The sequence below is a fragment of the Streptomyces sp. NPDC004610 genome (assembly GCF_040609715.1).
Taxonomy (GTDB): Bacteria; Actinomycetota; Actinomycetes; order Streptomycetales; family Streptomycetaceae; genus Streptomyces.
Window position 1 is genome coordinate 83,348 of sequence record NZ_JBEXLA010000026.1, and the last position, 19,326, is coordinate 102,673.

17 protein-coding genes and 3 pseudogenes are annotated in these 19,326 nt (G+C 70.5%); 13 read left to right on the forward strand and 7 right to left on the reverse strand.

The window, feature by feature from the left end:
• Window positions 1–122 precede the first annotated feature (122 nt).
• Genes ABZX40_RS26780 through ABZX40_RS26790 form a run of 3 tightly spaced genes read right to left on the reverse strand, consistent with a single transcriptional unit; the run spans window position 123 to window position 3,605 of the window.
• Complete coding sequence (locus ABZX40_RS26780; protein ID WP_355743596.1) at window positions 123–1,496, reverse strand: cytochrome P450; 1,374 nt, start codon at window positions 1,494–1,496, stop codon at window positions 123–125.
• A complete protein-coding gene (locus ABZX40_RS26785; protein ID WP_355743593.1) occupies window positions 1,493–2,821 on the reverse strand; it encodes a terpene synthase family protein in 1,329 nt (442 codons plus the stop codon). Before ABZX40_RS26785 ends, ABZX40_RS26780 begins: the two co-directional genes overlap by 4 nt.
• Complete coding sequence (locus tag ABZX40_RS26790; RefSeq protein ID WP_355743590.1) at window positions 2,799–3,605, reverse strand: class I SAM-dependent methyltransferase; 807 nt, start codon at window positions 3,603–3,605, stop codon at window positions 2,799–2,801. The genes ABZX40_RS26785 and ABZX40_RS26790 overlap by 23 nt, the downstream gene beginning before the upstream one ends.
• 583 nt (window positions 3,606–4,188) lie before the next feature.
• On the opposite strand from ABZX40_RS26790, the gene ABZX40_RS26795 reads away from it, so the two are divergent.
• From ABZX40_RS26795 to ABZX40_RS26830, 8 genes and pseudogenes are all read left to right on the forward strand, one after another.
• The gene (locus ABZX40_RS26795) at window positions 4,189–5,574 is read left to right on the forward strand and encodes an NAD(P)/FAD-dependent oxidoreductase (RefSeq protein WP_355743587.1); all 1,386 of its coding nucleotides are present in this window, start codon (window positions 4,189–4,191) and stop codon (window positions 5,572–5,574) included.
• Between the two features lie 319 nt (window positions 5,575–5,893).
• A pseudogene (locus ABZX40_RS26800) lies at window positions 5,894–6,427 on the forward strand (NAD(P)-dependent oxidoreductase); the annotation flags it as partial.
• Window positions 6,424–7,629, forward strand: coding sequence for an acyl-CoA dehydrogenase family protein (locus ABZX40_RS26805; RefSeq protein ID WP_355743585.1), 1,206 nt, complete (start codon window positions 6,424–6,426; stop codon window positions 7,627–7,629). The pseudogene ABZX40_RS26800 and the gene ABZX40_RS26805, both read left to right, overlap by 4 nt.
• A 12-nt stretch (window positions 7,630–7,641) precedes the next feature.
• Window positions 7,642–8,394 carry an SDR family NAD(P)-dependent oxidoreductase gene (locus ABZX40_RS26810; protein WP_355743582.1) on the forward strand — a complete coding sequence of 251 codons (753 nt, stop codon included), beginning with the start codon at window positions 7,642–7,644 and terminating at the stop codon, window positions 8,392–8,394.
• Window positions 8,395–9,005: 611 nt separating this feature from the next.
• Window positions 9,006–9,611: a DUF6461 domain-containing protein gene (locus ABZX40_RS26815; RefSeq protein ID WP_355743579.1), complete on the forward strand. Its 606-nt coding sequence runs from the start codon at window positions 9,006–9,008 to the stop codon at window positions 9,609–9,611.
• A gap of 222 nt (window positions 9,612–9,833) precedes the next feature.
• Window positions 9,834–10,187, forward strand: coding sequence for a hypothetical protein (locus ABZX40_RS26820; protein ID WP_356162701.1), 354 nt, complete (start codon window positions 9,834–9,836; stop codon window positions 10,185–10,187).
• Between the two features lie 36 nt (window positions 10,188–10,223).
• Window positions 10,224–10,328 (forward strand): annotated as a pseudogene (locus ABZX40_RS26825) (IS630 family transposase); the annotation flags it as partial.
• Between the two features lie 177 nt (window positions 10,329–10,505).
• Entirely contained in the window at window positions 10,506–10,718 is a 213-nt protein-coding gene (locus tag ABZX40_RS26830; protein WP_355743576.1) for a hypothetical protein, read from the forward strand.
• A 263-nt stretch (window positions 10,719–10,981) separates the two neighbouring features.
• On the opposite strand, the gene ABZX40_RS26835 is transcribed toward ABZX40_RS26830, so the two are convergent.
• Together ABZX40_RS26835 and ABZX40_RS26840 are read right to left on the reverse strand one after the other, a co-directional pair.
• Complete coding sequence (locus ABZX40_RS26835; RefSeq protein WP_356162696.1) at window positions 10,982–11,455, reverse strand: peptidase inhibitor family I36 protein; 474 nt, start codon at window positions 11,453–11,455, stop codon at window positions 10,982–10,984.
• Between the two features lie 340 nt (window positions 11,456–11,795).
• A complete protein-coding gene (locus ABZX40_RS26840) occupies window positions 11,796–12,557 on the reverse strand; it encodes a hypothetical protein (RefSeq protein ID WP_355743571.1) in 762 nt (253 codons plus the stop codon).
• 774 nt (window positions 12,558–13,331) lie between these two features.
• Between ABZX40_RS26840 and ABZX40_RS26845 the strand changes: the two genes are divergently transcribed.
• Window positions 13,332–13,811, forward strand: coding sequence for a hypothetical protein (locus tag ABZX40_RS26845; protein WP_355743568.1), 480 nt, complete (start codon window positions 13,332–13,334; stop codon window positions 13,809–13,811).
• A gap of 209 nt (window positions 13,812–14,020) precedes the next feature.
• On the opposite strand, the gene ABZX40_RS26850 is transcribed toward ABZX40_RS26845, so the two are convergent.
• On the reverse strand, window positions 14,021–14,986 hold the full coding sequence (locus ABZX40_RS26850) for a pirin family protein (protein ID WP_355743565.1): 966 nt from the start codon (window positions 14,984–14,986) through the stop codon (window positions 14,021–14,023).
• Window positions 14,987–15,189: 203 nt separating this feature from the next.
• On the opposite strand from ABZX40_RS26850, the pseudogene ABZX40_RS26855 reads away from it, so the two are divergent.
• From ABZX40_RS26855 to ABZX40_RS26865, 3 genes and pseudogenes are all read left to right on the forward strand, one after another.
• Window positions 15,190–15,639: pseudogene (locus ABZX40_RS26855) on the forward strand (MarR family transcriptional regulator); the annotation flags it as partial.
• A 239-nt stretch (window positions 15,640–15,878) separates the two neighbouring features.
• Complete coding sequence (locus ABZX40_RS26860; protein WP_355743563.1) at window positions 15,879–16,346, forward strand: MarR family transcriptional regulator; 468 nt, start codon at window positions 15,879–15,881, stop codon at window positions 16,344–16,346.
• Window positions 16,347–16,403: 57 nt separating this feature from the next.
• Window positions 16,404–16,763 carry a tetratricopeptide repeat protein gene (locus tag ABZX40_RS26865; protein WP_355743560.1) on the forward strand — a complete coding sequence of 120 codons (360 nt, stop codon included), beginning with the start codon at window positions 16,404–16,406 and terminating at the stop codon, window positions 16,761–16,763.
• A 202-nt stretch (window positions 16,764–16,965) separates the two neighbouring features.
• On the opposite strand, the gene ABZX40_RS26870 is transcribed toward ABZX40_RS26865, so the two are convergent.
• The gene (locus ABZX40_RS26870; protein ID WP_355743557.1) at window positions 16,966–18,360 is read right to left on the reverse strand and encodes a PepSY-associated TM helix domain-containing protein; all 1,395 of its coding nucleotides are present in this window, start codon (window positions 18,358–18,360) and stop codon (window positions 16,966–16,968) included.
• 293 nt (window positions 18,361–18,653) lie between these two features.
• On the opposite strand from ABZX40_RS26870, the gene ABZX40_RS26875 reads away from it, so the two are divergent.
• Window positions 18,654–19,322, forward strand: coding sequence for a peptide deformylase (locus ABZX40_RS26875; RefSeq protein WP_355743554.1), 669 nt, complete (start codon window positions 18,654–18,656; stop codon window positions 19,320–19,322).
• Window positions 19,323–19,326: the final 4 nt, after the last annotated feature.

Below are 19,326 nucleotides of genomic sequence, written 5' to 3' on the forward strand. Positions count from 1 at the left end.
TTCAGAGAGGAGTTCCGGGTCGAGATCGAAGCGGCGGCGACGCTCTGACGTCCGGTGTTCCAGTCCAGTCCCCTATAAGGCAACTCCTACGGCTGCCAGGGCTGCTGCGGCGATCGCCGCGATTACGGCTGTGCGGGGTGGGCGTCGTCGTTCGTGGGGCCGGGGCGGGCCGTGACGGTCATGGTGATGGGCGAGGGGCCGAGTGTGGCTGCGGCGACCGGTCGGGGATCACTGCCGGGGACCGGGTCCAGCCGCCAGCGCCGGGAGACGGTGGCCGTGAGCAGGGTGAGTTCGGCGAGGGCGAAGTCTCCGCCGGGGCAACCGTGCACCCCGGAGGCGAACGGAATGGAGGCGCCGTGCGGAGGCTGGGTGTGTGTGCCCTGGTCCCACCGGTCGGGGTCGAAGGTCTCGGGCCGGGCGAACCAGCGTGAGTCACGGTGCATGGCGTAGGGGCTGTAGAACACCTGGGTCCCCTCGGCGATGGAGTGCCCGCCCAACTGGAGGTCCATGGCGGTGCGGCGGGGGAACAGCCAGATGGGCGGGTTGAGCCGCAGGGTCTCCTGGACGACATGGCGGGTGCGGACGAGCGCGGGCAGGTCCGCCGGATTGGCGGCACGGTCCCCCAGCACCTGGTCCACCTCCGTCTGGAGGCGCCGACGCAGGTCCGGTTCCCGGCTGAGCTGGATGAACACCCACGCTGCCGCCGCCGCGCTGGTGTGGGAGCCGCCGATGAGCAGCGACACCGCGTCGTCGTGGAGTTGCCGCTCGTCGGCGCCCTCGGCCAGCCGGACCATCGTGGGGCTGTCCCGGTTGGCCGCGATGAGATCGTCCACCACTCGGTGGATGCTGTTCAGGGCGTTCCGGTACTGCTTGCGTTCGGGGGTCGGTAGCCGGTCGAGGAGTGCCGCCGCCGGTCCATAGGCCCGGCGCGCCAGCCCGGCGACGACGATCGGCAGACTCTTGTGCACGACCTGGCTGAACCCGGCCGGGAGATGCTGCCCGAAGACGGTGGCGGCCACCACGGTCAGGGTGATGTCGGCCATCTCTGCGTTCAGATCGATGTCCTGGCCGTCTTTCCAGGAGTTCGCCCGGTCGGCGGCCAGGTCGGCCATGGTGTCCAGATAGGCCGTCAGACTGCCGGTGTTCAGCAGGGGCTGGATCACCCGCCTGCGGTCGCGGTGGTGCTTGCCGTCGGCCACCGCCACCCCGTCGCCGAACAGGGGGCGTGCCCTGGTGAAGATCTCACCGCGGTCGAAGCGGCGGCTGGGCCCGGTCAGCATGGCATGGACGAGATCCGGGTGGTTGAGGAGGTAGGCCCGCTGGCGTCCGATCCGGAACTCGACGATGTCCCCGTACCGGCGCTGCCGGTCGAGGAAGGCCAGCGGGTCCTTGACCAGGCTCATGGCGTGGCCCAGCAGGGGAAGGCTCCCGGGCACGCGGGGGATCGGGGCCGGGCTCGCGATCGGCCCGGTCGCGGGGTCGGAGTGTGCCGTCATGCCAGGCTCTCCCTCGCCGTTCGCACCGCTGTATGGGCCGTCGGCGGTGTCGGTGGGTGTGCCGCCGGCTGGGTCGCCGGGTGTGGCGGTGGGTGTCCCGGTGGGTGTGCCGCTGGGTGTGCCGGTGGTGGTGACACCGGCTGTGGGATCGGCTGTTGCGGCATGGGCTGGTCCGGCGCGGGCTGGTCCGAGATGGGTTGTTCCGGCATGGAGTGTTCCGGCATGGAGTGTTCCGGCATGGACGGTTCTTGCATGGGCTGTACCGTCGTGCGGCGGCCCGTCGCTCGTTCCGCCCGGTGCTCGATGTGTCGCCGCCGTCGCCCGTCGTGTCCCCCGTCGGGGGGCTCGAACTGGTAGCGCGGGGTGAACCGGCCCCACTCCAGATGGCCGCGGATCCAGACCCGCAGGGATTCGGCGCAGCGGTCGGCGTGGTGCCGTGTGGCGTCCGGCAGGTCCAGCGCGGCCGTGAGGGTGGAGAGTTCCCCGCGGGCGGACATGTAGGTGCGGATGCGCTGTTCACAGGCGGCCGACACCTCGGCGGCGGCCGTGGGCAGATCCTGGAGCCGGTCGTGTGCGGTGACGAGGACGAGATTGTGGAGGTCGCCCTGGGCGGCCTCCTTGTCGACCGTCATCAGATCATTGGTCCAGCACACCAGGTCCGCGGCGGCGATGAGGAGATCCTGGTAGGGGCGTGAGTAGTACACACTCGGTGGCAGGGCGCCACCGTCCGTCCGCTCGATCAGGTCGAACGAGGGCATGATCGCGCCGAACGCGCGGCGCCAGTGCGGAAAGGCGTCAGGAGCGGGGAACTGCGCGGCCTGCCGGTGCGCGGCCTGCCAGACGCAGGCCGACAGATAGCCGCTCACATGCCCGCGGAATCTGAGCTGCCAGGCGTCGCTCATCCCGGCCGACGCCTCCGTGATGATCTCCGCCAGGGCCCGGCTCATCGGCCGGGCGGCGATGGGGGCCGCGTCGGCGCCGATGCCGGTGCCCAGCGCCGCGTTCTGGAGGCCGTGCAGATGCTTCTCCAGCAGTGCGGCGTCCCGCCCCAGCTCTCCCTCGTCGACCAGGTCGTCGAGGAGGAACAGCCACGCCATCCACCTGGCTGTCAGCGTGAGATCGGCCTCGGTCGCCTCCGGATGGGAGTACCCGGCCAGCAGACCGGGCCGGATGCGGGACAGATTCCGCAGCTCCGCCGCGTCCTGGCAGAGTCCGCGCGCCTCCGCCCAGGCGATCGCCCCGCTGTCGGCGGCCCCGGCGTGCGGACTGAGCGGGGCGGGGCCGCTCCAGATCACCGATTCCTCACCTGGTTTGATCAACGGCATCTCCCCGCCCCTTCGGTCGGTCCGGCGGCAGCACACCCCAGGCCGCGATCATCGCGTGCGCGACATCGGTGAACCCGGGCTTCCTCACATAGGCCAGGGCGGCGTTCGCCTCGGCCGCGGGGAGCGTCCCCCGCTGGTCCATGACCGGCATCAGATCGGCCACCGAGAGCCGCCACGCGGCTCCCGCGGCGTTGTCCGAGGTCAGCGTGGAACAGTGGACGCGCGATCCGACCTCGACCAGGCCGCGCCCGAGCAGCGGGGCGGGGAACGAGCGCGCCCACTCCTGCACATCGCTTCCGAGGGCCGAGGCCAGGGTCGTGACGACCGCCCCGCCCAGGCGGCGTACGACCGGATCGACGGAGAACGCGGCGGGGAAGAAGGACGGATCCTCGATGTACAGGCGTCCCCCCGGCGCCAGCCAGGAGATCATCCTGGCCAGCACGGTCTCCCGCTCACGCAGATGGCACAGCACACTGCGGGCGACGATGAGATCGAACGTGCCGGGTGGGAACTCCTCCGTCCGCACATCGTGCCGCAGTACACGCACGGCGGAACCGGGCAGCTCCGCCAGGAACCGGACGTCGGTGTCGGTGGCTGTGACCTCCCCGTCCGGACACCGCTGGGCGAGCCACAGCGCCACGGTCCCGGCACCCGCCCCGACCTCCAGGCACCTCGCTCCCGGGCGCAACTCCCACTGCGAGAGCACCGCCCTCGTCGCGGGATCGCATACGGCGGCCAGTGCCCGGAGCCGCTCCAGTTGTGCGGGGTGCCCGAAAGCGAACACCTCGTCCCCGTAATTCGGATGATTCCCGTCTTTTAATGAATCCTTGTGCACTTGGTGACTGCCTCCCTTCCGCTCATCAGGAAAACCTGACGTTGATGGGCAGCATGATTCGTCGCCTGGCTTGCGGCACCAGTTCGTCAGGGATTCCTTTATCTCAGGCGAAGGGGAAATGAGGAGTGCGGGACTCCCACTCCTCCGGATCCCTCTCCCGAGCGGACCGCGACTCTGCTTGAAAGGGCACTTTCCTTTTGTCCTCTTGACGGTCGCACCGCATCATGCATCGCGTTCCGGAGTATCGTTCTCATGTTCTGCGCACCTGCCGTGAGCTGCGGTTTCTCTCCGTTGGAGACGGAAAGTGCGCGGCCTCGCGCGCACCGGTTTCGAGGGGTAAAACATTCTGCGGAGAAGACCCGCACCAGCCCCTCCTGTCTCACCAGTCACCCGTATTTCCAGCTGCCGAAAACTTGATGGCGCTTTCCCCGAAAGAGATCCGATTGACAGGGGTCCGGCGTAGGTGCATGGTCGTGCCTGCCGCTGATCCATGCGGATCCGGCGAATTCCGGGATGCCCGGGGAGGCGTCGTATGACAGTGTCGTCGGACCTGAATCATGTGATTGTCGTCGGTTCGGGAATCGCGGGGACAACCGCCGCATTCCGCCTTCGGCAGGCGGGCCACAAGGTGACCCTCCTCGAACGGGAGAGCTACGTCGGCGGCCGGATGTCGTCGTACGAGAAGGCCGGTGACAGCGGCCCCTACCGGATCGACCGGGGCGCGAGCTGGCTCTCGCACAACTACGGGCCCATGATCCAGCTGCTGGAGGACGCGGGACTCACCTCCCTCATGCTCCCGTGCTCCAGCGAACTGGGCGTGCTCCGCGAGGGAGTGATCCACCGTCTGTCGTTCGTCAGGACCTCCGGCCTCCTGCGTACGGGACTGCTGGGATGGCGCTCCAAACTGAAGGCACTGAACCTGCTGCGCGACCTCGCCGCGGCGCGGCGTTCCCTGCGCTGGCACGACATGTCCGGGGCGGCCGGGATCGACACCGAGAGCGCGTACGACTACGCGACGCGCCGGCTCGACCGGCCCCTGCTCGACTATCTGGTCGAGCCGCTGTGCAGCACCCAGTTCCTCGCCCCCGCCGACGAGGTCGCCGCCGTCGGGGCCTTCAGCATCATGTGGGGCACCTTCGGGGCCGCCAGCTTCACCTTCGACGGCGGCGTCGGCCGACTCCCGTCCCTGATCCTCGGTCTCCCCCTCATGCGCTCCGAGCGGACGCGCGTCGAACTCGACGCGCGCGTGCGCGAGGTACGGCCCGACGGCGACGGCGTCCAGGTCACCTGGGAACGCGACGGGACGACCCGGGTCGAACGGGGACGCGCGTGTGTGGTGGCCGTCCCCGGCCCCATCGCGGCCGAGATCGTCCCCTCCCTGACCGGCGACCAGCGTGAATTCCTCACCGGACTGCGCTACACCCGCGACATCCATGTCACCTTCGGACTCCGCGAGCCACCCCGGGAAACCGCCCTGGGCGTCGCCATCCCCCTCCGGGAACACCCCGACCTGTGTGTGGCCCTCTACGAACACAACCTCGGCCCCGGCCGGACCCCCGAGGGCCGGGGACTGGTCTCCCTGGTGTTCCGGCACCACTGGAGCGCCGCCCGTACCGCTCTCGACGACGACAAGGTCATCGACGACTCCCTCATCGCCGTGGGCGAGGTCCTCCCCGGACTCGCCGCCCATATCGCCGAACACCGCGAGATGGCCGCCGTACAGCGCTGGGACCGGGCCGTCCTCGCCCGCCCGGCCGGTGGATACCACGCCCTGGCCCGGTTCACCGGCGGCCTCGACCCACAGGCACCGATCCAGCTCGCCGGGGACTACTTCGCGTACAGCACCACCAACGCGTCCCTGGCGACCGGCGAGGAGGCCGCCCGTCGCGTCATCAGCGCGTTGTCCTCGACGAGTTAGCCGAGGGACGGCCGGGCCCCAACCCCTGCCCTTCCGCCTCCCGGCCCGCCCCCTACCCCTCCGCCTCTCGGTCGCCGCCCCCTACCCCCCTCCGCCTGCCGGTCCCCGGCCTCCGGCTCCGGTACCGACCCGGTGCCGTCAACAGACTGGTTCACCGGCGCTGGCCGCGAGTTCCATGTCCCACCCCTCGTGCAGGACGTCACCGTCATCGGCATGCCACTGACCCGGATGACCCGGATGACCTGGATAACCCGGCTGCGGGCCGTGCATGCTCTCAGCTCCGGTGACGTCCTCCTCCTCGTCCCTTCTCGACTGCACGGTGACCCGAGTGGCACGCGCCGCTCGGTGCACCGCCCGCGGCCCGGTGCACCATGTCTCCCGTCTGGCCCACCTCGTCGCCGACGCCGACATCGTCGTCCTGACGCCCGCGCCGACCCCGCAGACCCCGCAGACCCTTCATCTCGTCGATGGGAAACCGCTGGCCCGCGCCCGAGACGAGCACTGCTGGTGAACGTCGCCCGGGGAGCCGTCGTCGACACGGCCGCCCTTCTCACGGAGGTGTGCGCGCGGGACGGCTGCGGGCCGCGCTCGAAGTGACCGGCCCCGAGCCGCTTCCGGCCGGCCATCCGCTGTGGGAAGCTCCCGGCTGCTGCTCACCCCGCACACCGGCGCGTTCACCTCCACCCTGTGGCCCCGTCTCGAAGCCCTCATCCGCCCGCAGTTGGAGCTGTTCGCCGCAGGTGACGGGCTGGACAACACCGGTCGTCTACTGACCACGCCTCTCTCTCCCGTACGCAGGGCCGAGCCGGGACGGCGCACAACAGAGCAGGAACGAAAGGGCACAGGACCATGAGCACAGCCTCCCCCCAGACCTCGCACACTCATGACACCGCCGACGATCTGCCTCCGGTCACGGCGGCCCGCTCCCTGAGACCGTTGCTCACCGACGAGGCCCCGCACTCCGAGGAACGACGCACCCTCACCGGCACCACACTGGCCGCCCTGCGCCGCAGCGGCCTTCTACGTCTCGGCACTCCCACAGCACACGGCGGACACGGCGCCGGTGTCCGCACCGCCGTGGAAGTCTGCGAGGAACTGGCCAGAGGCTGCTCGGCCGCCTCGTGGGTCGTGGGAATCGCCTACGGCGGTGCCCTCTTCGCCTCTCAGCTCCCCCTGGCCGAACGCGCCGCCCTGTGGGGGCACAACCCGAGCGCCATGGTCTGCGGCAGCGCCGGCCCTTCGGGGACAGCCCGGCGCACAGGCGGCGGCTGGACGCTCAACGGCAGTTGGCCATGGATGTCCGGCATCCATCACGCGGACTGGGCCCTGCTCGGATTCACCTGGCCCGGCGGCGGCGACCGGCCCGAGCGAGGTCTGGCCCTGGCCCCCGCCTCCGCTCTGGTCGTCGAGGACACCTGGCACATGGCGGGTATGCGCGGTACCGGCAGCGACACAGCCATCGCCGACGAGGTGTACGTAGCGGACTCTCGCACGATCTCCCTCACCGCGATGGCGGAAGGCGCCTACCGGCGGCGCCACCCCGGTGAGCCGCGCATCACCTTCCATCTGTCCATCAACCTGCCGCTGGTGGCGACGGCCGTCGGGATCGCCGCCGCCGTCCTGGACGCCGTGGTCGGCGCTGCGGCCCGCGGTGGACGAGTGGTCTCCCCACTGCACGGACTGGTGTCCGAGGCCCCCGCGCATCAGCTCGGCGTGGCGGACGCCGCGACACTGATCGACACCGCCCGGCTCCATCTGGGACGCGCCGCCCGCGAGGTGGACACGCAGGCACGTGCCGGCCTCCGTCCCCCGCTCGTCGACCGGGCCCGGCTGCGGATGGACGCATCGCACGCCATGCGCTGCGCCCGGGACGCTGTGAGCCTGCTTCTGGACACGGCGGGCGCGGGGAGCTTCGCGGACGGCTCGGTCCTGCAACGGGCCTGGCGGGACATCGAGACGGCGTCCCGGCACGCCGCGCTCAGCGTCCACACCAGCAAGGAGATCTACGGCCGTGCCCTGCTCGGCGCGGCGCTGCCGTCCAGCCCGGTGATCTGAGGAGTGCGGGCGATGTCGACAGCACAGCCCCGGGTGGCTCTGGTCACCGGCGCGGGACGCGGCATCGGTGCCGCGATCGCCACCCGGCTGCACGCACAGGGCCACCACGTGGCCCTGCTGGACCTCGACGGTGGCGCCGTGACCGCCCTGTCCACAACCCTCGACACCGCGGGCACGGACACCGCGCTCCCCCTGCGGGCGGACGTGGACGACACGGACGCGGTCCGGGCGGCCCTGCACGCGATCACCACCCGCTGGCACGCACCCGACATCCTGGTCAACAACGCCGCCCGGACCGCACCGGGTTCCGTGTGGGACATCGAGGCGGACGAGTGGGACGCCGTCCTGACCACCAATCTGCGCAGCGTCCTCACCCTGACCCGGCTGTGCGCGCCCGCGATGCGCGACCGCGGCTGGGGCCGGGTGGTCAACCTCTCCTCTCTGGCGGGCCAGCAGGGCGGCTCCCTCGCCGGGCCGCACTACTCCGCCGCCAAGGCGGGCGTCCTCGTGCTGACCAAGGTGTTCGCCCGCGAACTCGCCGCGTACGGCGTCACCGTCAACGCGGTCGCCCCGGCCGCCGTCGACACCCCCGCAGCCGACGCGCTCGGTGCGTCGGCGGTCTCCGAGACCGCCCGCGGCATCCCGGTGGGCCGCATGGGCAGACCGTCGGACGTGGCCGCCCTCGTCGCCTGGCTGACGGGTGAGGAAAGCGGCTACGTCACCGGCGCGACCTTCGACATCAACGGCGGCATCCATATGCGCTGACCACGCACCGCACACCCGTGCAAGGCCGTCTCCGGCCCCGGCATCCCTTCACCCACGACCGCGCGAGACACTCGCTGGACACCGCGACCGAGCACTTCAAAGACTCAGAAGAACCAGCTGAGCGATTGACCACGGTTCTCCCTGGAGGCCAAGCGCCGCCGAGTTCGCAGCCGGTCAGGTCGGCGGTAGGGAGTGTGGCACGCCCTGGCCGCCTCCAGCAGCTGCCCCTGCAACCAGGACACACGCAAGGAACGGCGTCCGGCGCCGCCCCGATGTCCAGGCAAGCCCGCCTGGCTGCCACCCCACCGCCCTACCAGCGGATATCGGCCATGCAGCAACCGCACCAGCACGCCCTGCACGTAAAACGCGGGCCGTAGCACGGCAATCACTCACGGAAACCGGGCCGGTAGGGTCTCGTTGGGAAGTCCGCTCCGAGCACACCATCAATGCAAGGATCGCCGCCGCCGTGGCCGGAGTATTCACGAGTGCGCCTGACCAGGCACTACACAGGCGTAGAGCGATCGCTTCCCGAACAGGCGGAGATCGTTTCCCACCCTGCTGGGAGGGCCGGGCTTCCTCCGCTGTCAGACGCAGGGGCGAGGATGGGTGTCATGACGAAGACGGCAGCGGACTACACCTGGTTCGAGAACGACTTTCCGGACATCGCCGAGGCGTACTGCTTCACCTTGGTGAGGGATACGACGCCCGCCGAGCTGATCTCTCGTCTCCAAGGCCGGCCGGAGGCACCCCTGCGGGGCATAGCCGCGGTCGTCGACGCCGCCTTCGCCCGGTACGACACGGAGGAGGGGAACCGGCAGCTGGTCGCCATGACGACTGTGGATACCTGGACGCTGCTGATCGAACCGAACGGCTACCTCGGGGTCACTGAAGAGGAAGCGCTGCCGGCCTCCGCCGGAACAAGCTGGATCTCCCACTTCACCAACATCAACGCCCTCGGCACGTTCCTCTGGGCAGAGGATCAGGTACTGCGGCTGTGCTTCGATCCCATGTTCCCGGACGACCGCTGGGGCGCCGCGCCCGACGAACTCCTCGACGTGATGCGACGGATCGGCTTCCATCTCGGGGTAGAGGCCCCGGAACCGGACTTGTCCCCACAGGCGGCGTTCGCCCTGGCAGAACACCTGACCGGCGTCGCCGTCACACCGGCGCTGCTCCGGGACACAATGTTCACCTGCGCCACCGTCCAGATTCGGTGACGTCCTCTTGACGCACTCACTCTCAGGTCCGGGACGTGGTGTGGATGATGGCGCGGCGACGAACATCAGTGACGACGTGAAGGTCCACTTCCGAACGGCCATAGATGAGGACGGCTGGCCATCGGCGAGCGTCGAGAGCCTACGGGCGGTGGACCTCGGCGACGGCACGGTCCGGTTCGGCAACACTCCGGGTTCGTCCGGGGCGTCGCCAGCGGGGACATCATCCAGGCGGAACTCGATGGCAACGGTGTTCTCTGGGCCGGGAAGACGATCCAGCCGTCTCAGAAGTGCACCATCCGGCTGATCGTGCTCAAGGACAACGGCTCAGCCGCTGCCCGGCAGAGCGTGCTGGAGGTCTTCCACCGCTTCGGTCCGTCCGGCGAGGGGATCGAGCAGTACCGGATAGTTGGTTACCTTGCATGTCCCGCCGGAGGCGGACCTATCGCGCATCCGCAAGCTCCTGGAACACGGGGAGGCAGAGGGGTGGTGGCACTGGGAAGAAGGGTGTGTCACTGCTGCCTGGGAAGCCACGGCTCTCGTTTGAGGAAGGCTACGGAACTGCCTGGGGCCTCGTGACGAACTGCGTCGCCAGACCACGACGGCCTCGCCTACGCCCACCATCCCGACGACCTCGCCGCCCAACGCAGGGAACGCGCCCGCATCCGCAGCGAGAAGGGCATCCGCTGGGGCGGCAGCCCCCTGCCCGGCGCAGCCTGAACCCGCCATCGGCCAGGACGCCCGAGCCGCAGTTCATGGTGCAGCCCCTCGCCGCCGCCGACGAACTCCAACGCGACCTCCAGCGCGAGCTGAGGTACGACGGACTGCGCGCCGCCGAGGCCGAGGGCAGCTAAGGTCGGGCGTCGTCCCGCCGCCCCTGCCGCGAAGACCGGCGACGTGTGCACCGCGTACTTGGAAGGCCGCTCCATCAGGGCTCTCGCCCGCGACCAACAGGTCAGCCGCAGCGCCACCCGCAGCGCCGTCGCCGACCTCCTGCCCGACCACACGCCCGTCGAGGAAGACGACCCCGCCCCCGAGCTGCTGGTCAGTCTCGACATGCCGGGCAAGGTCGCCGACTGCCTACGCGCCGCCGAGCTGAACGACGTTTAGCGGGCCGTGCTCGACCAGGGGGCGACCGTACGATGTGGCCAGGGCTACGCCCTCCGCCGCGTCACCGCCGTCCCCGCGGTGCACCGCCAGGTCCTCGCGCACTGCCAGCCGCTCGACGGCAGTCAAGGCGTCCCAGCAGTCCCGGCCCAGCGCAAGGCCCGCCGCGAGTACGAGACCCGGGTCAGCACGCTCACGCCCTGTCAATGATCGTTCTCACCGATAGCCGCCACGAGTACCGAGGCCGCACTGGAACGAGCCCGGACTCAGACTTCACAGCCGGAACCGCTGGAGGTGTGCGACATTATCCGTTGCGCGACAGCGAACGACTTCTTGGCGCCCGGGGTGCCTCCATTCACACAACCGCGAGAGCCACCGTAGTTCTTGCGAGGGTAATACTTGACAGATCCAGAGGCGGGCATGACCCGAATGGACCTGACTGTGGGTTCCGAAGAAGCCCAGGAGCACTTCAGAGTACCGCTCGTCCAGTCACGATCGTTCTGCCCCCTTGGCCAGACACAGCGTTTTCCGTTACCGAACTTGCTCGTATAGAAGCAGATCGACGCTGAGGGACAGTCCCAGGCCGCTGTGACTCCGACTTCCGTGCTTCCGATGTGGCTGCTCCAGTTGGCGGAGGCCGAAGAGGCGGTGACGAACAGTACGGCTGCGGCACCGGCAGAGCCAAGGCTTGCGTAGGTGCGGTTCTTCATCAATATCCCCCAAATGACATACGCCCCCATCCCAGAGGGAGCACCTGTAGGACCTCCAGACTCAATCCTTTGATACACATCCACACAATGTAAACAAATGCCCAATTATTGGCCAGACATGGCCTATTGCCTGGCGGGATATGCATGGCCTTCAAGTCCGACCAGCGAGACGGTGATCAATCTCAATGGTTACTCGGCGCTATACGCCACCTGGCCGGAGCTGTACGAGAACAGGCACACAGGGTGAGGTTGTCGAGCCGCGCGGGCGGCCCCGACCCGGGCGATCTCCGTCTCATCCTGTGCTGCGGCGGAGCCCTCCAGCCGGGGGGTGCTGCCGCGTCGGGCGGCCGGGGGCAGTGAAGCGTTTTGATCACGTCCTGGCGAGGGCGGTGCGGGCTCGGTGGAGATAGCCGGTGACGGCCGGTTCCGACTCCCACGGGGAGAGCGCGGTGTTGATGCTGCGGAGGTAGTCGTGGCCGCGGGCGGACCGTGCGCGGCTGAGGACGGTGAGGGAGCGTTCCGCGGCCTCCAGGGCGCGGTCGGGGTATCGGTTCTCCGCGTGGATGGTCACCGTGACGGCCGCCCGCAGGCCGACCGCGCGGGTGTGGACAGCAACGGGCATCGGTTCGGCCTGTTGGCTCCAGCGCAGGGCTGCGCGCGGGTGGTGCAGGTCCCGTTCGACTCCGCTGCCTTCGGGTGCCAGGCGCTCTGCGGCCAGGAGGGTGCGGAAACCGTCGGAGCGGCGGCCGAGCCGGTGGTAGGCGCCGGCGATGTCTCCCAGGGCGCGGGAGCGGCGTTCGACGGAGGGGAGGGCTTTGAGGGGGATGGTGCGGGCGGCGTCGAGGGCGGCGAGCGGGTCGCCCGCAGGGGTCTCGGCGCTGATTCGGTGGAGCTGAACGGTGAGCGGGCTGAAGCCGCCGTGGTGCGTGAGTCGGGTGGTGTCGCCGAGTTCGCGGGCGAGAGCGGCGGCCTCGGCGGTGAGTTCGCGCTTCCCGTCCCGGTCCCCGCACCAGGCCTGGGGTGTAGGCGGTGCTCTGGACGAGGAGACCTCGGATCGCGGTTCCGTCCCGGCCGGCGCCGCGCAGGTCCGGGTGGTCTGCCGCCGACAGGGCGATGGTGAGGGCTTGGCCACGCCATCCGGCCCGGCGGTCCAGCACGGAGAGCTGGCGGGCGGCTTCCACGTTGTGGAGGATGTCGTCTCCGGCGTCGGCGAGCTGGCGGGCGCAGTCGGCCGCTGGCCAGCCGAGCTGCTGGGCGTCGAGTTTCACCAGCATGCGGGTGGCGATCAGATAGCCCTGGGCCGGAAGCCGGTGGGCAGCCGGGGAGCTGTGAGCTGCGGTGTGGGCGTGGCCTGTGGTGATGATCCGGGGCAGCCGTACCGTTAGGGAGGTGTAGCGGCAGGCGGCGAAGTCGGTGTGGGCCCGGGCGAGGTCGGCGCGGAGGCCGCCGGGCGCAGGTTCGGGGGTGGGGCCGCGCATGGCGTCCCGCAGGCGGGTCACGAGGAGGTCGCCGAGGAGCGCGTCGTCCGGCCGCCCGATCCCGGTGCCGATCCCGGTGCCGATCCCGGAGGGTGGGCGTATCCGATGGTCCGTTCGGAGTGAACTCGTTTGCCATGCCGACGAGGATGAATTCCTCACCGCTGGAGTCGACATACCGGGCCGCGGCATAGTTGCCACCCCATGTAGTCCTGCCTGGAGTGCCGCGCCAGTTGCGTGGTCTCTGCCAAGTCGCTGGTCTCGTCCGGGTCCAGGCGCCGTGAGGTGAGCCTCGGATTGGTTTCGGAAGGGTTGAGTCCGCAGGGGTAGCCTTCTTTGCCGCAGGGCCGCCAGACCGTTTCGTCCTCGCCGACTATGTCGGGCAGTCTCTGCTCCCTGCCGGTGACCCGGGTCGGCGTGCGGCCCTCGGCGTGGAGCTCGTCGACGCTGCCGTCGACATTGAGCAGATAGGTTCTGAGGTTCCTTGCCCGTTCGCCTATCTCGACGTCGTTGCCCCGGTGGAGCCGGGAGGTGACCTGGACACGGTCCGGGACGGTCTCGGTGACATACTCGCTGATCTTCCGGAACGCCTGCGCGGCTCCGTCGACGGCACCTTCGAGAACCGGTTCGAAGATCTGTGTGAACGGGTCACGGCCTTTGGTGCGACCGAACGCGGTCCGTACCCGCCCGAGCGGGGCAGCGCCGTCGTGCCGGTGATCACCACCGTGCGTGGAGACCCTTCCGGCACCGTCCTCGAACTCGGTGTGGTCGATCCGGGTCCGCCTCTCGCCGCCGCCGGGGACATCACCGCCGCCCGCTCGAGGTCAGCATCGGTCCCCACCGCAGCCGAACCCGGAACCCCCAGCCACGCACCATGTGAACTGCGTGAAGAGCACAGCAACCTCACCTGACGGACCGTCACCACAGTCAGCATTGGTCAGCACTGGCCAGCAAAGGCTCTGCCACACCCGCCCACAGCAGACCACACCGTGACATCACCCACCGCTACAGCACAGGCCAGCAACCCGGTTGGGAACACAACCGGGAGCGGACAGGAAGCTGGCGACAGCCCTCGACCGCTCCGGCTGAGCGAACCGCAGACGTCACGCGTTCCCGCAGGTCACCGCACTCGCCCCCGCGCCTTCAGCCGTGACGGCGGCAGTTCAGGGGCGGGCAGCCGCTCCCCGTCGTACCCCCTCACCTCCCCGAACCGCGACCCTTCCATCCAGTCCTCGCGCGCCTGCACGATCTCCTCCTGGGACCGCCCGATCCAGTTCCAGAACATGATCAGCTCCTCCTCGAACGGCTCGCCGCCCAGGAGCATCAGGCCGGCGTCCGTGTCCGTACGCAGAGGGAGTTCCGTGCGCCCGCAGCCCAGGTAGAGCATGGAGCCGGGGGCGACCGGGACACCGTCGACATGGGCCTCCCCGGACATGGACAGGACCGCGTACTCGAAGTCCCGCTCCAGCGGCAGCCGTACGTCCGTGTCGGCGGCGAGGGTGAGATCCGCGCCGATCAGGGGCGTGTACGTCGTCCCGGGTGAGACCGCGCCGTCGAGATCGCCGAGGATCAGCCTGGCCGTCAGGCCCGGTGCCGTGACCACCGGCAGGTCGGGGTGGTGCTCGAAGTGCGGGTCGGTGTGGCGGTGGGCGTCGGGCAGGGCCACCCAGAGCTGCGCCCCGTGCAGAAGACGGGCGTGGGAGCGCGGGCTCTCCTCCGAGTGACTGATCGCCCGGCCCGCTGTCATGAGCCCCAGTTCGCGCGGGCGGATCGTCTGGAGGCTGCCCGTCGAGTCACGGTGCAGCACCTCCCCCTCGTGCAGCCAGCTGACCGTCTGCAGACCCATGTGCGGGTGCGGCGGCACCTGCATCCCGGGCTGGTCGGCGATGTCGTCGGGGCCGTAGTGGTCGATGAAGCACCACGCGCCCACCATCCGGCGCCCCAGGTTCGGCAGCAGCCGGCGGACCTCCGTGGACTCTCCGAGCTGGACTCGGCGGGGACTGAGGAGTTCACGCACCGGCTCCGCGACGACGAACCCACGGCCGCCGCACACCGCCGGCACCGCCTCGCGATCAAGGTTGCTCATGGCCGACAACCTAGTCCGGCCGGGCTCGCCACGTCAGTCCGTCGGTACGGCCGTCCCGGCGCACTTGACTCAGATGCGGCGCACTCCGCCGACCGGGACGGCCGGCCTCACCCGTTCGGCCCTTGCGCCCGGGGTCTTCCATCGGTCAGGCACGCGCAAGAAAATACTAGCCATGGATATAGTCGCCATGTACTGTATCGGTCATGAGTTCGATGTCCGAGCGCGCCACCCCCGGCTTTCTGGTCTGGCGGCTCTCCATGAAATGGCGGGTCGCCGTCGACCGCGCGGTCGCCCCGCTGGGGCTCACCCACGCGCAGTACTCCCTGGTGGCCTCGCTGTACGGGATGCATCGCTCGGGGCTGCGGCCCAGTCAGCGGCAGCTCGCCGACCACACCGGGCTCGAACCGCTCTATGTCTCCAAGCTGGCCCGCGCCCTGGAGTCCGCCGGGCTGCTGGAGCGAACCCGCGACCCCAAGGACCCCCGTGCCGTGCAGCTCACGCTCACCGACCCGGGCCGCGCGGTCACCCGGGAGGCCATCGATGTCGTCCAGGGGCTGCTGCGACGGCTCCTCGAACCCCTCGGCGGTCTCGACAGCGACCGCACCCAGCACTTCGTCCGGGATCTCGGTGTGCTTCTCGATACGCCGCTCGACGCTGCCGGGTCGGAGCCCACCGGCGGCCGGTCACCGGCCGACCACCTCCCGCAGGACCACCTCCCACGGGATCAGGCCCAGCGGGATGAGAACGAGCCGGATCAGAACCAGAGGGATCAAGAGCAGAGGGATCAGGAGGAGCGGGGTCGGGACGAGCGGGATCAGGAGGAGCGGGATCAAGAGCCGCGGAGTCAAGACCCGCGGGATCAGTAGGACCACAACCCAGAGCAGGAGCAGTCATGACCGTCGTGTACGCACCCCACGCACCCGCCGTCGACCCCCGTGTCATCGCGCTTGCCCACTACGCCGGGCGCGGTGTCCTCGAAGCCGTGCTCGCGCGGCATGGGGCAGGCTTTCAGGAACAGGTGACCCTGCGGCCGGTCGCCCTCGCGGACGGGCCGGTCGAGCGCGACGACCTGATCCGGCAGCTGACCGACGCCCTCAAGGTCCCGGCGGCGGAGATCGGGGGCACCATCGACGGGCTCGTGGAGAAGGGGCTGCTCGCCGTGGAGCGGGGTGGCGCGCTGGGCATCACCGATGCCGGGCGGTCGCTCTGCGAGACCACCGGTGCCGAGACCCAGCCCATCAGCGCGCGGATCTACGCCGGGATCCCGGCCGAGGATCTCGCCGTCGCCGGGCGGGTGCTGACCCTCATCACCGAGCGGGCCAACGCCGAACTGGACTCCCTGCGGACCACTCACTCCTAGGTGGTGGAATATTCAACGACCATCCCCTCGTTGTGACCCAGCGAAGGAGGTCGACCAGTGAACACCACGACCACGTACTCGTACTACGACCGCGGAACTCCGGCGGAGCGCTGGGAGCGGGCGCAGAAGTACTTCGAGGCCAAGGACTACACCGCCGCGGCGCGGGTGCTGGACCGGCTGGTCGAGGAGGTGCCCGAGCAGACCGGACCGCGGCTGCTGCTGGCCCGTGCCTACTACCACTCCGCCCAGCTCGGGCGTGCCGAGCGGGAGCTGCGGGTCATCGTCGAGCGTGACCCGGTCGAGCACTACGCCCGGCTGATGCTGGGCCGCACGCTCGAACGGCAGGGGCGGCACGAGGAGGCGGGTCCGCATCTGCGGCTGGCCTCCGCGCTGGACGGTGACTTCGCCGCGCTGTGAACAGCACGCCGAGAGGCGGTACGGCGGGTCCCGGTGCGTTCAGGCACCGGGACCCGCCGTTCTCTCTCACCCGGTCCGGGACCCGCCGCTTTCGCCCCGCCGCGCCGCGACCCGCCATTTTCTCTCAGCCGCGCCGCGACCCGCCGCGTTCGCTCGCCCCGCCGCGCCGCGACCCACCACCTTCACTCAGCCCCTCCGGCCGTCAGTTCGCCACGCCGGTCCTCCCCCGGCGGTGGGCCAGCGCCCCCAGCGCCACATCCACCACCACGAACGCGGCCAGCGGGATGCCCAGGAGCGGGAGGAAGTAACCGACGACCGCCACCGCCGCCAGCAGGGGGACCAGGAGCAGGGGCGGGACCTGGGCCCAGGCGCCGCGCGGGATGGGGCGGCCGAAGGCATTGCCCCGACCGCGCTGCCACCACATCCGGTAGCCGAGGACGATCAGCACGATCAGGCCCAGTGTGAGCAGCATCAGCGCGATCTGGTTGGCCAGACCGAACAGCGTGCCGGAGTGCAGGTCGATGCCCCAGCGGGTGAGCTTGGCCAGCACCGGGTAGTCGGCGAACCTCAGCACGTCGAGGACCTCGCCGGTGTTCGGGTCCACGGCGACCGAGTCCTGTTTCTCGGGCCAGCTGCGCTGGATCTGCTTGACGACATACGCGGACGACGGGTCGGCGGGCGGGACGATCTCGACCGGGTCGCCGAGCCCCTCGGCGCGGGCGGCGGCGAGGATGCGGTCGAGGCCGACGCCGTGATCCGCGTCGCCGCCCGCCCCCGCGCCGTGGCCGCCGTGGCCGCCGCCGGCCGCGGCGGTGACGGAGGGGGTGGATCCGCCGAGGGAGGTACGCAGTTCGTCGATGTTGGCGCCGGCGTACTGCGACCAGGTCAGTCCGGTCGCGGAGAGGAACACGAAACCGGCGGCGGCCCAGACGCCGATCGTGCCGTGCAGTCCGAGGACCCTGCGTCGGCCGCTGGTGCCGCGCAGCTTGCGCAGGGCACGGCGGCGGGAGAACCAGAGCGCGACCCCGCCGAGCGCGATCACCCACAGCCAGCTCGCCGCGAGTTCGCTGTAGAGGCGGCCGGTGTCACCGAGATGCAGATCGCGGTGGAACTCGTCGATCCAGATGCGCAGCGGCAGCGCCCCGCTCGACCCGTACTGCTCCAGCGCGCCGCGCACTTCGGCGGTGTACGGGTCGACGAAGACGGCGAGGGTGTGGTCGGCGTCGACGCCCTCCACGCCGGTGAGCAGGACGCGGGTGGTGGCGTCGTCCGCCGGAGAGGGGCGCACGGCGCCGACCGCGCCCTCGGGGTGGGCCTCGCGGGCGGCGGCGACCTGCTGGGATATGGGGAGTTTGGTGTCCCCCGCCGGGACGGTCAGTTCCTCGGCGTAGACGAGCTTCTCCACCTGGAAGGAGCCCGCGTAGAGGAAGCCGGTGAGGGCGGCGATCAGCAGGAAGGGGGCGACGAGGATCCCGGCGTAGAAGTGCAGACGCAGGACGAGGGGGCGTACGGCGGCCCAGGCGCCGGGGGAAGTCGGCGCCTGGGCCGCGTCTGGGGAGGGCGCCTCGTCCGTGCGGTTCGGCGGTGCGGTCGTCATCGGGGGTTCTCCGGGGGTCGGTCGGCGGGGAGGGGGCGAGGGGAGCGGCGGGCGTGGAGGGGCGGCGGTTGAGGCTGCGGGTGCGAGGGGAGCGGCGGGTGGGGCTGTGGGTGGTGGAGAGGCGGCGGATGGGGGCTGTGGGTGGTGGTGGAGAGGCGGCGGGTGGGGGCGGCGTCCGGAACGGCTGTTGGACGGACGGGGTGGGTCGGTGCAGTGGTCGGCCCGTTGCGCCGCCGGGTTCCCGGAGGGAAGAGTGACCCCCGTCACAACGAGGGGTCTGTCATGCTGGCGGGATGCCCCACCTGCCCGAGCCGCAGCCCGGCTCCGCACCCCTGTCCCTCGCCGCGCGGGTCGAGGAACTCCTCGCCACTGACGAGCCGTTGCCGATCGTCGCGGCCGGTGATCCGGTGCTGCGCCACGGCACCCGGCCGTACGACGGTGAGCTGGGGCCCGCGCTGCTGGCCCGGTTCGTGGCCGCGCTGCGGGTGACGATGCGGGCGGCGCCGGGGGTCGGGCTGGCGGCGCCCCAGGTCGGCGTCCCGCTGCGGATCGCGGTGATCGAGGATCCGGCGCCGGTGCCGCCGGAGGTGGCCCTCGCGCGGGGCCGGGTGCCGCAGCCGTTCCGGGTGCTGGTGAATCCGGTGTACGAACCCCTCGGGCCGGAGCGGGCCGCGTTCTTCGAGGGGTGTCTGAGTGTGCCGGGCTGGCAGGCGGTGGTGGCCCGGCCCGCCGCGGTGCGGCTGACCGGGCTGGACGAGCGGGGGAACGCGCTCGACGAGGTGTTCCGGGGATGGCCGGCCCGGATCGTGCAGCACGAGACCGACCATCTCGACGGAACGCTCTACCTGGACCGGGCCGAACCGCGCTCGCTCGCGTCGAACGAGGCCATCGCCGAGCGCTGGGCCCAGCCGACCCCGGAGGCGGCGGCGGAGGCGCTGGGGTTCACCCTGCCGCCGGGCTGACCCC

What these genes read in the sequence shown, in the direction of transcription:
- ABZX40_RS26780 (WP_355743596.1), bottom strand. Translation starts at nt 1,496, where the DNA reads ATGACGGCACACTCCGACCCCGCGACCGGGCCGATCGCGAGCCCGGCC.
- ABZX40_RS26785 (WP_355743593.1), bottom strand. Translation starts at nt 2,821, where the DNA reads ATGCCGTTGATCAAACCAGGTGAGGAATCGGTGATCTGGAGCGGCCCC.
- ABZX40_RS26795 (WP_355743587.1), top strand. Translation starts at nt 4,189, where the DNA reads ATGACAGTGTCGTCGGACCTGAATCATGTGATTGTCGTCGGTTCGGGA.
- ABZX40_RS26805 (WP_355743585.1), top strand. Translation starts at nt 6,424, where the DNA reads ATGAGCACAGCCTCCCCCCAGACCTCGCACACTCATGACACCGCCGAC.
- ABZX40_RS26810 (WP_355743582.1), top strand. Translation starts at nt 7,642, where the DNA reads ATGTCGACAGCACAGCCCCGGGTGGCTCTGGTCACCGGCGCGGGACGC.
- ABZX40_RS26815 (WP_355743579.1), top strand. Translation starts at nt 9,006, where the DNA reads ATGACGAAGACGGCAGCGGACTACACCTGGTTCGAGAACGACTTTCCG.
- ABZX40_RS26835 (WP_356162696.1), bottom strand. Translation starts at nt 11,455, where the DNA reads ATGGGGGCGTATGTCATTTGGGGGATATTGATGAAGAACCGCACCTAC.
- ABZX40_RS26850 (WP_355743565.1), bottom strand. Translation starts at nt 14,986, where the DNA reads ATGAGCAACCTTGATCGCGAGGCGGTGCCGGCGGTGTGCGGCGGCCGT.
- ABZX40_RS26860 (WP_355743563.1), top strand. Translation starts at nt 15,879, where the DNA reads ATGACCGTCGTGTACGCACCCCACGCACCCGCCGTCGACCCCCGTGTC.
- ABZX40_RS26870 (WP_355743557.1), bottom strand. Translation starts at nt 18,360, where the DNA reads ATGACGACCGCACCGCCGAACCGCACGGACGAGGCGCCCTCCCCAGAC.
- ABZX40_RS26875 (WP_355743554.1), top strand. Translation starts at nt 18,654, where the DNA reads ATGCCCCACCTGCCCGAGCCGCAGCCCGGCTCCGCACCCCTGTCCCTC.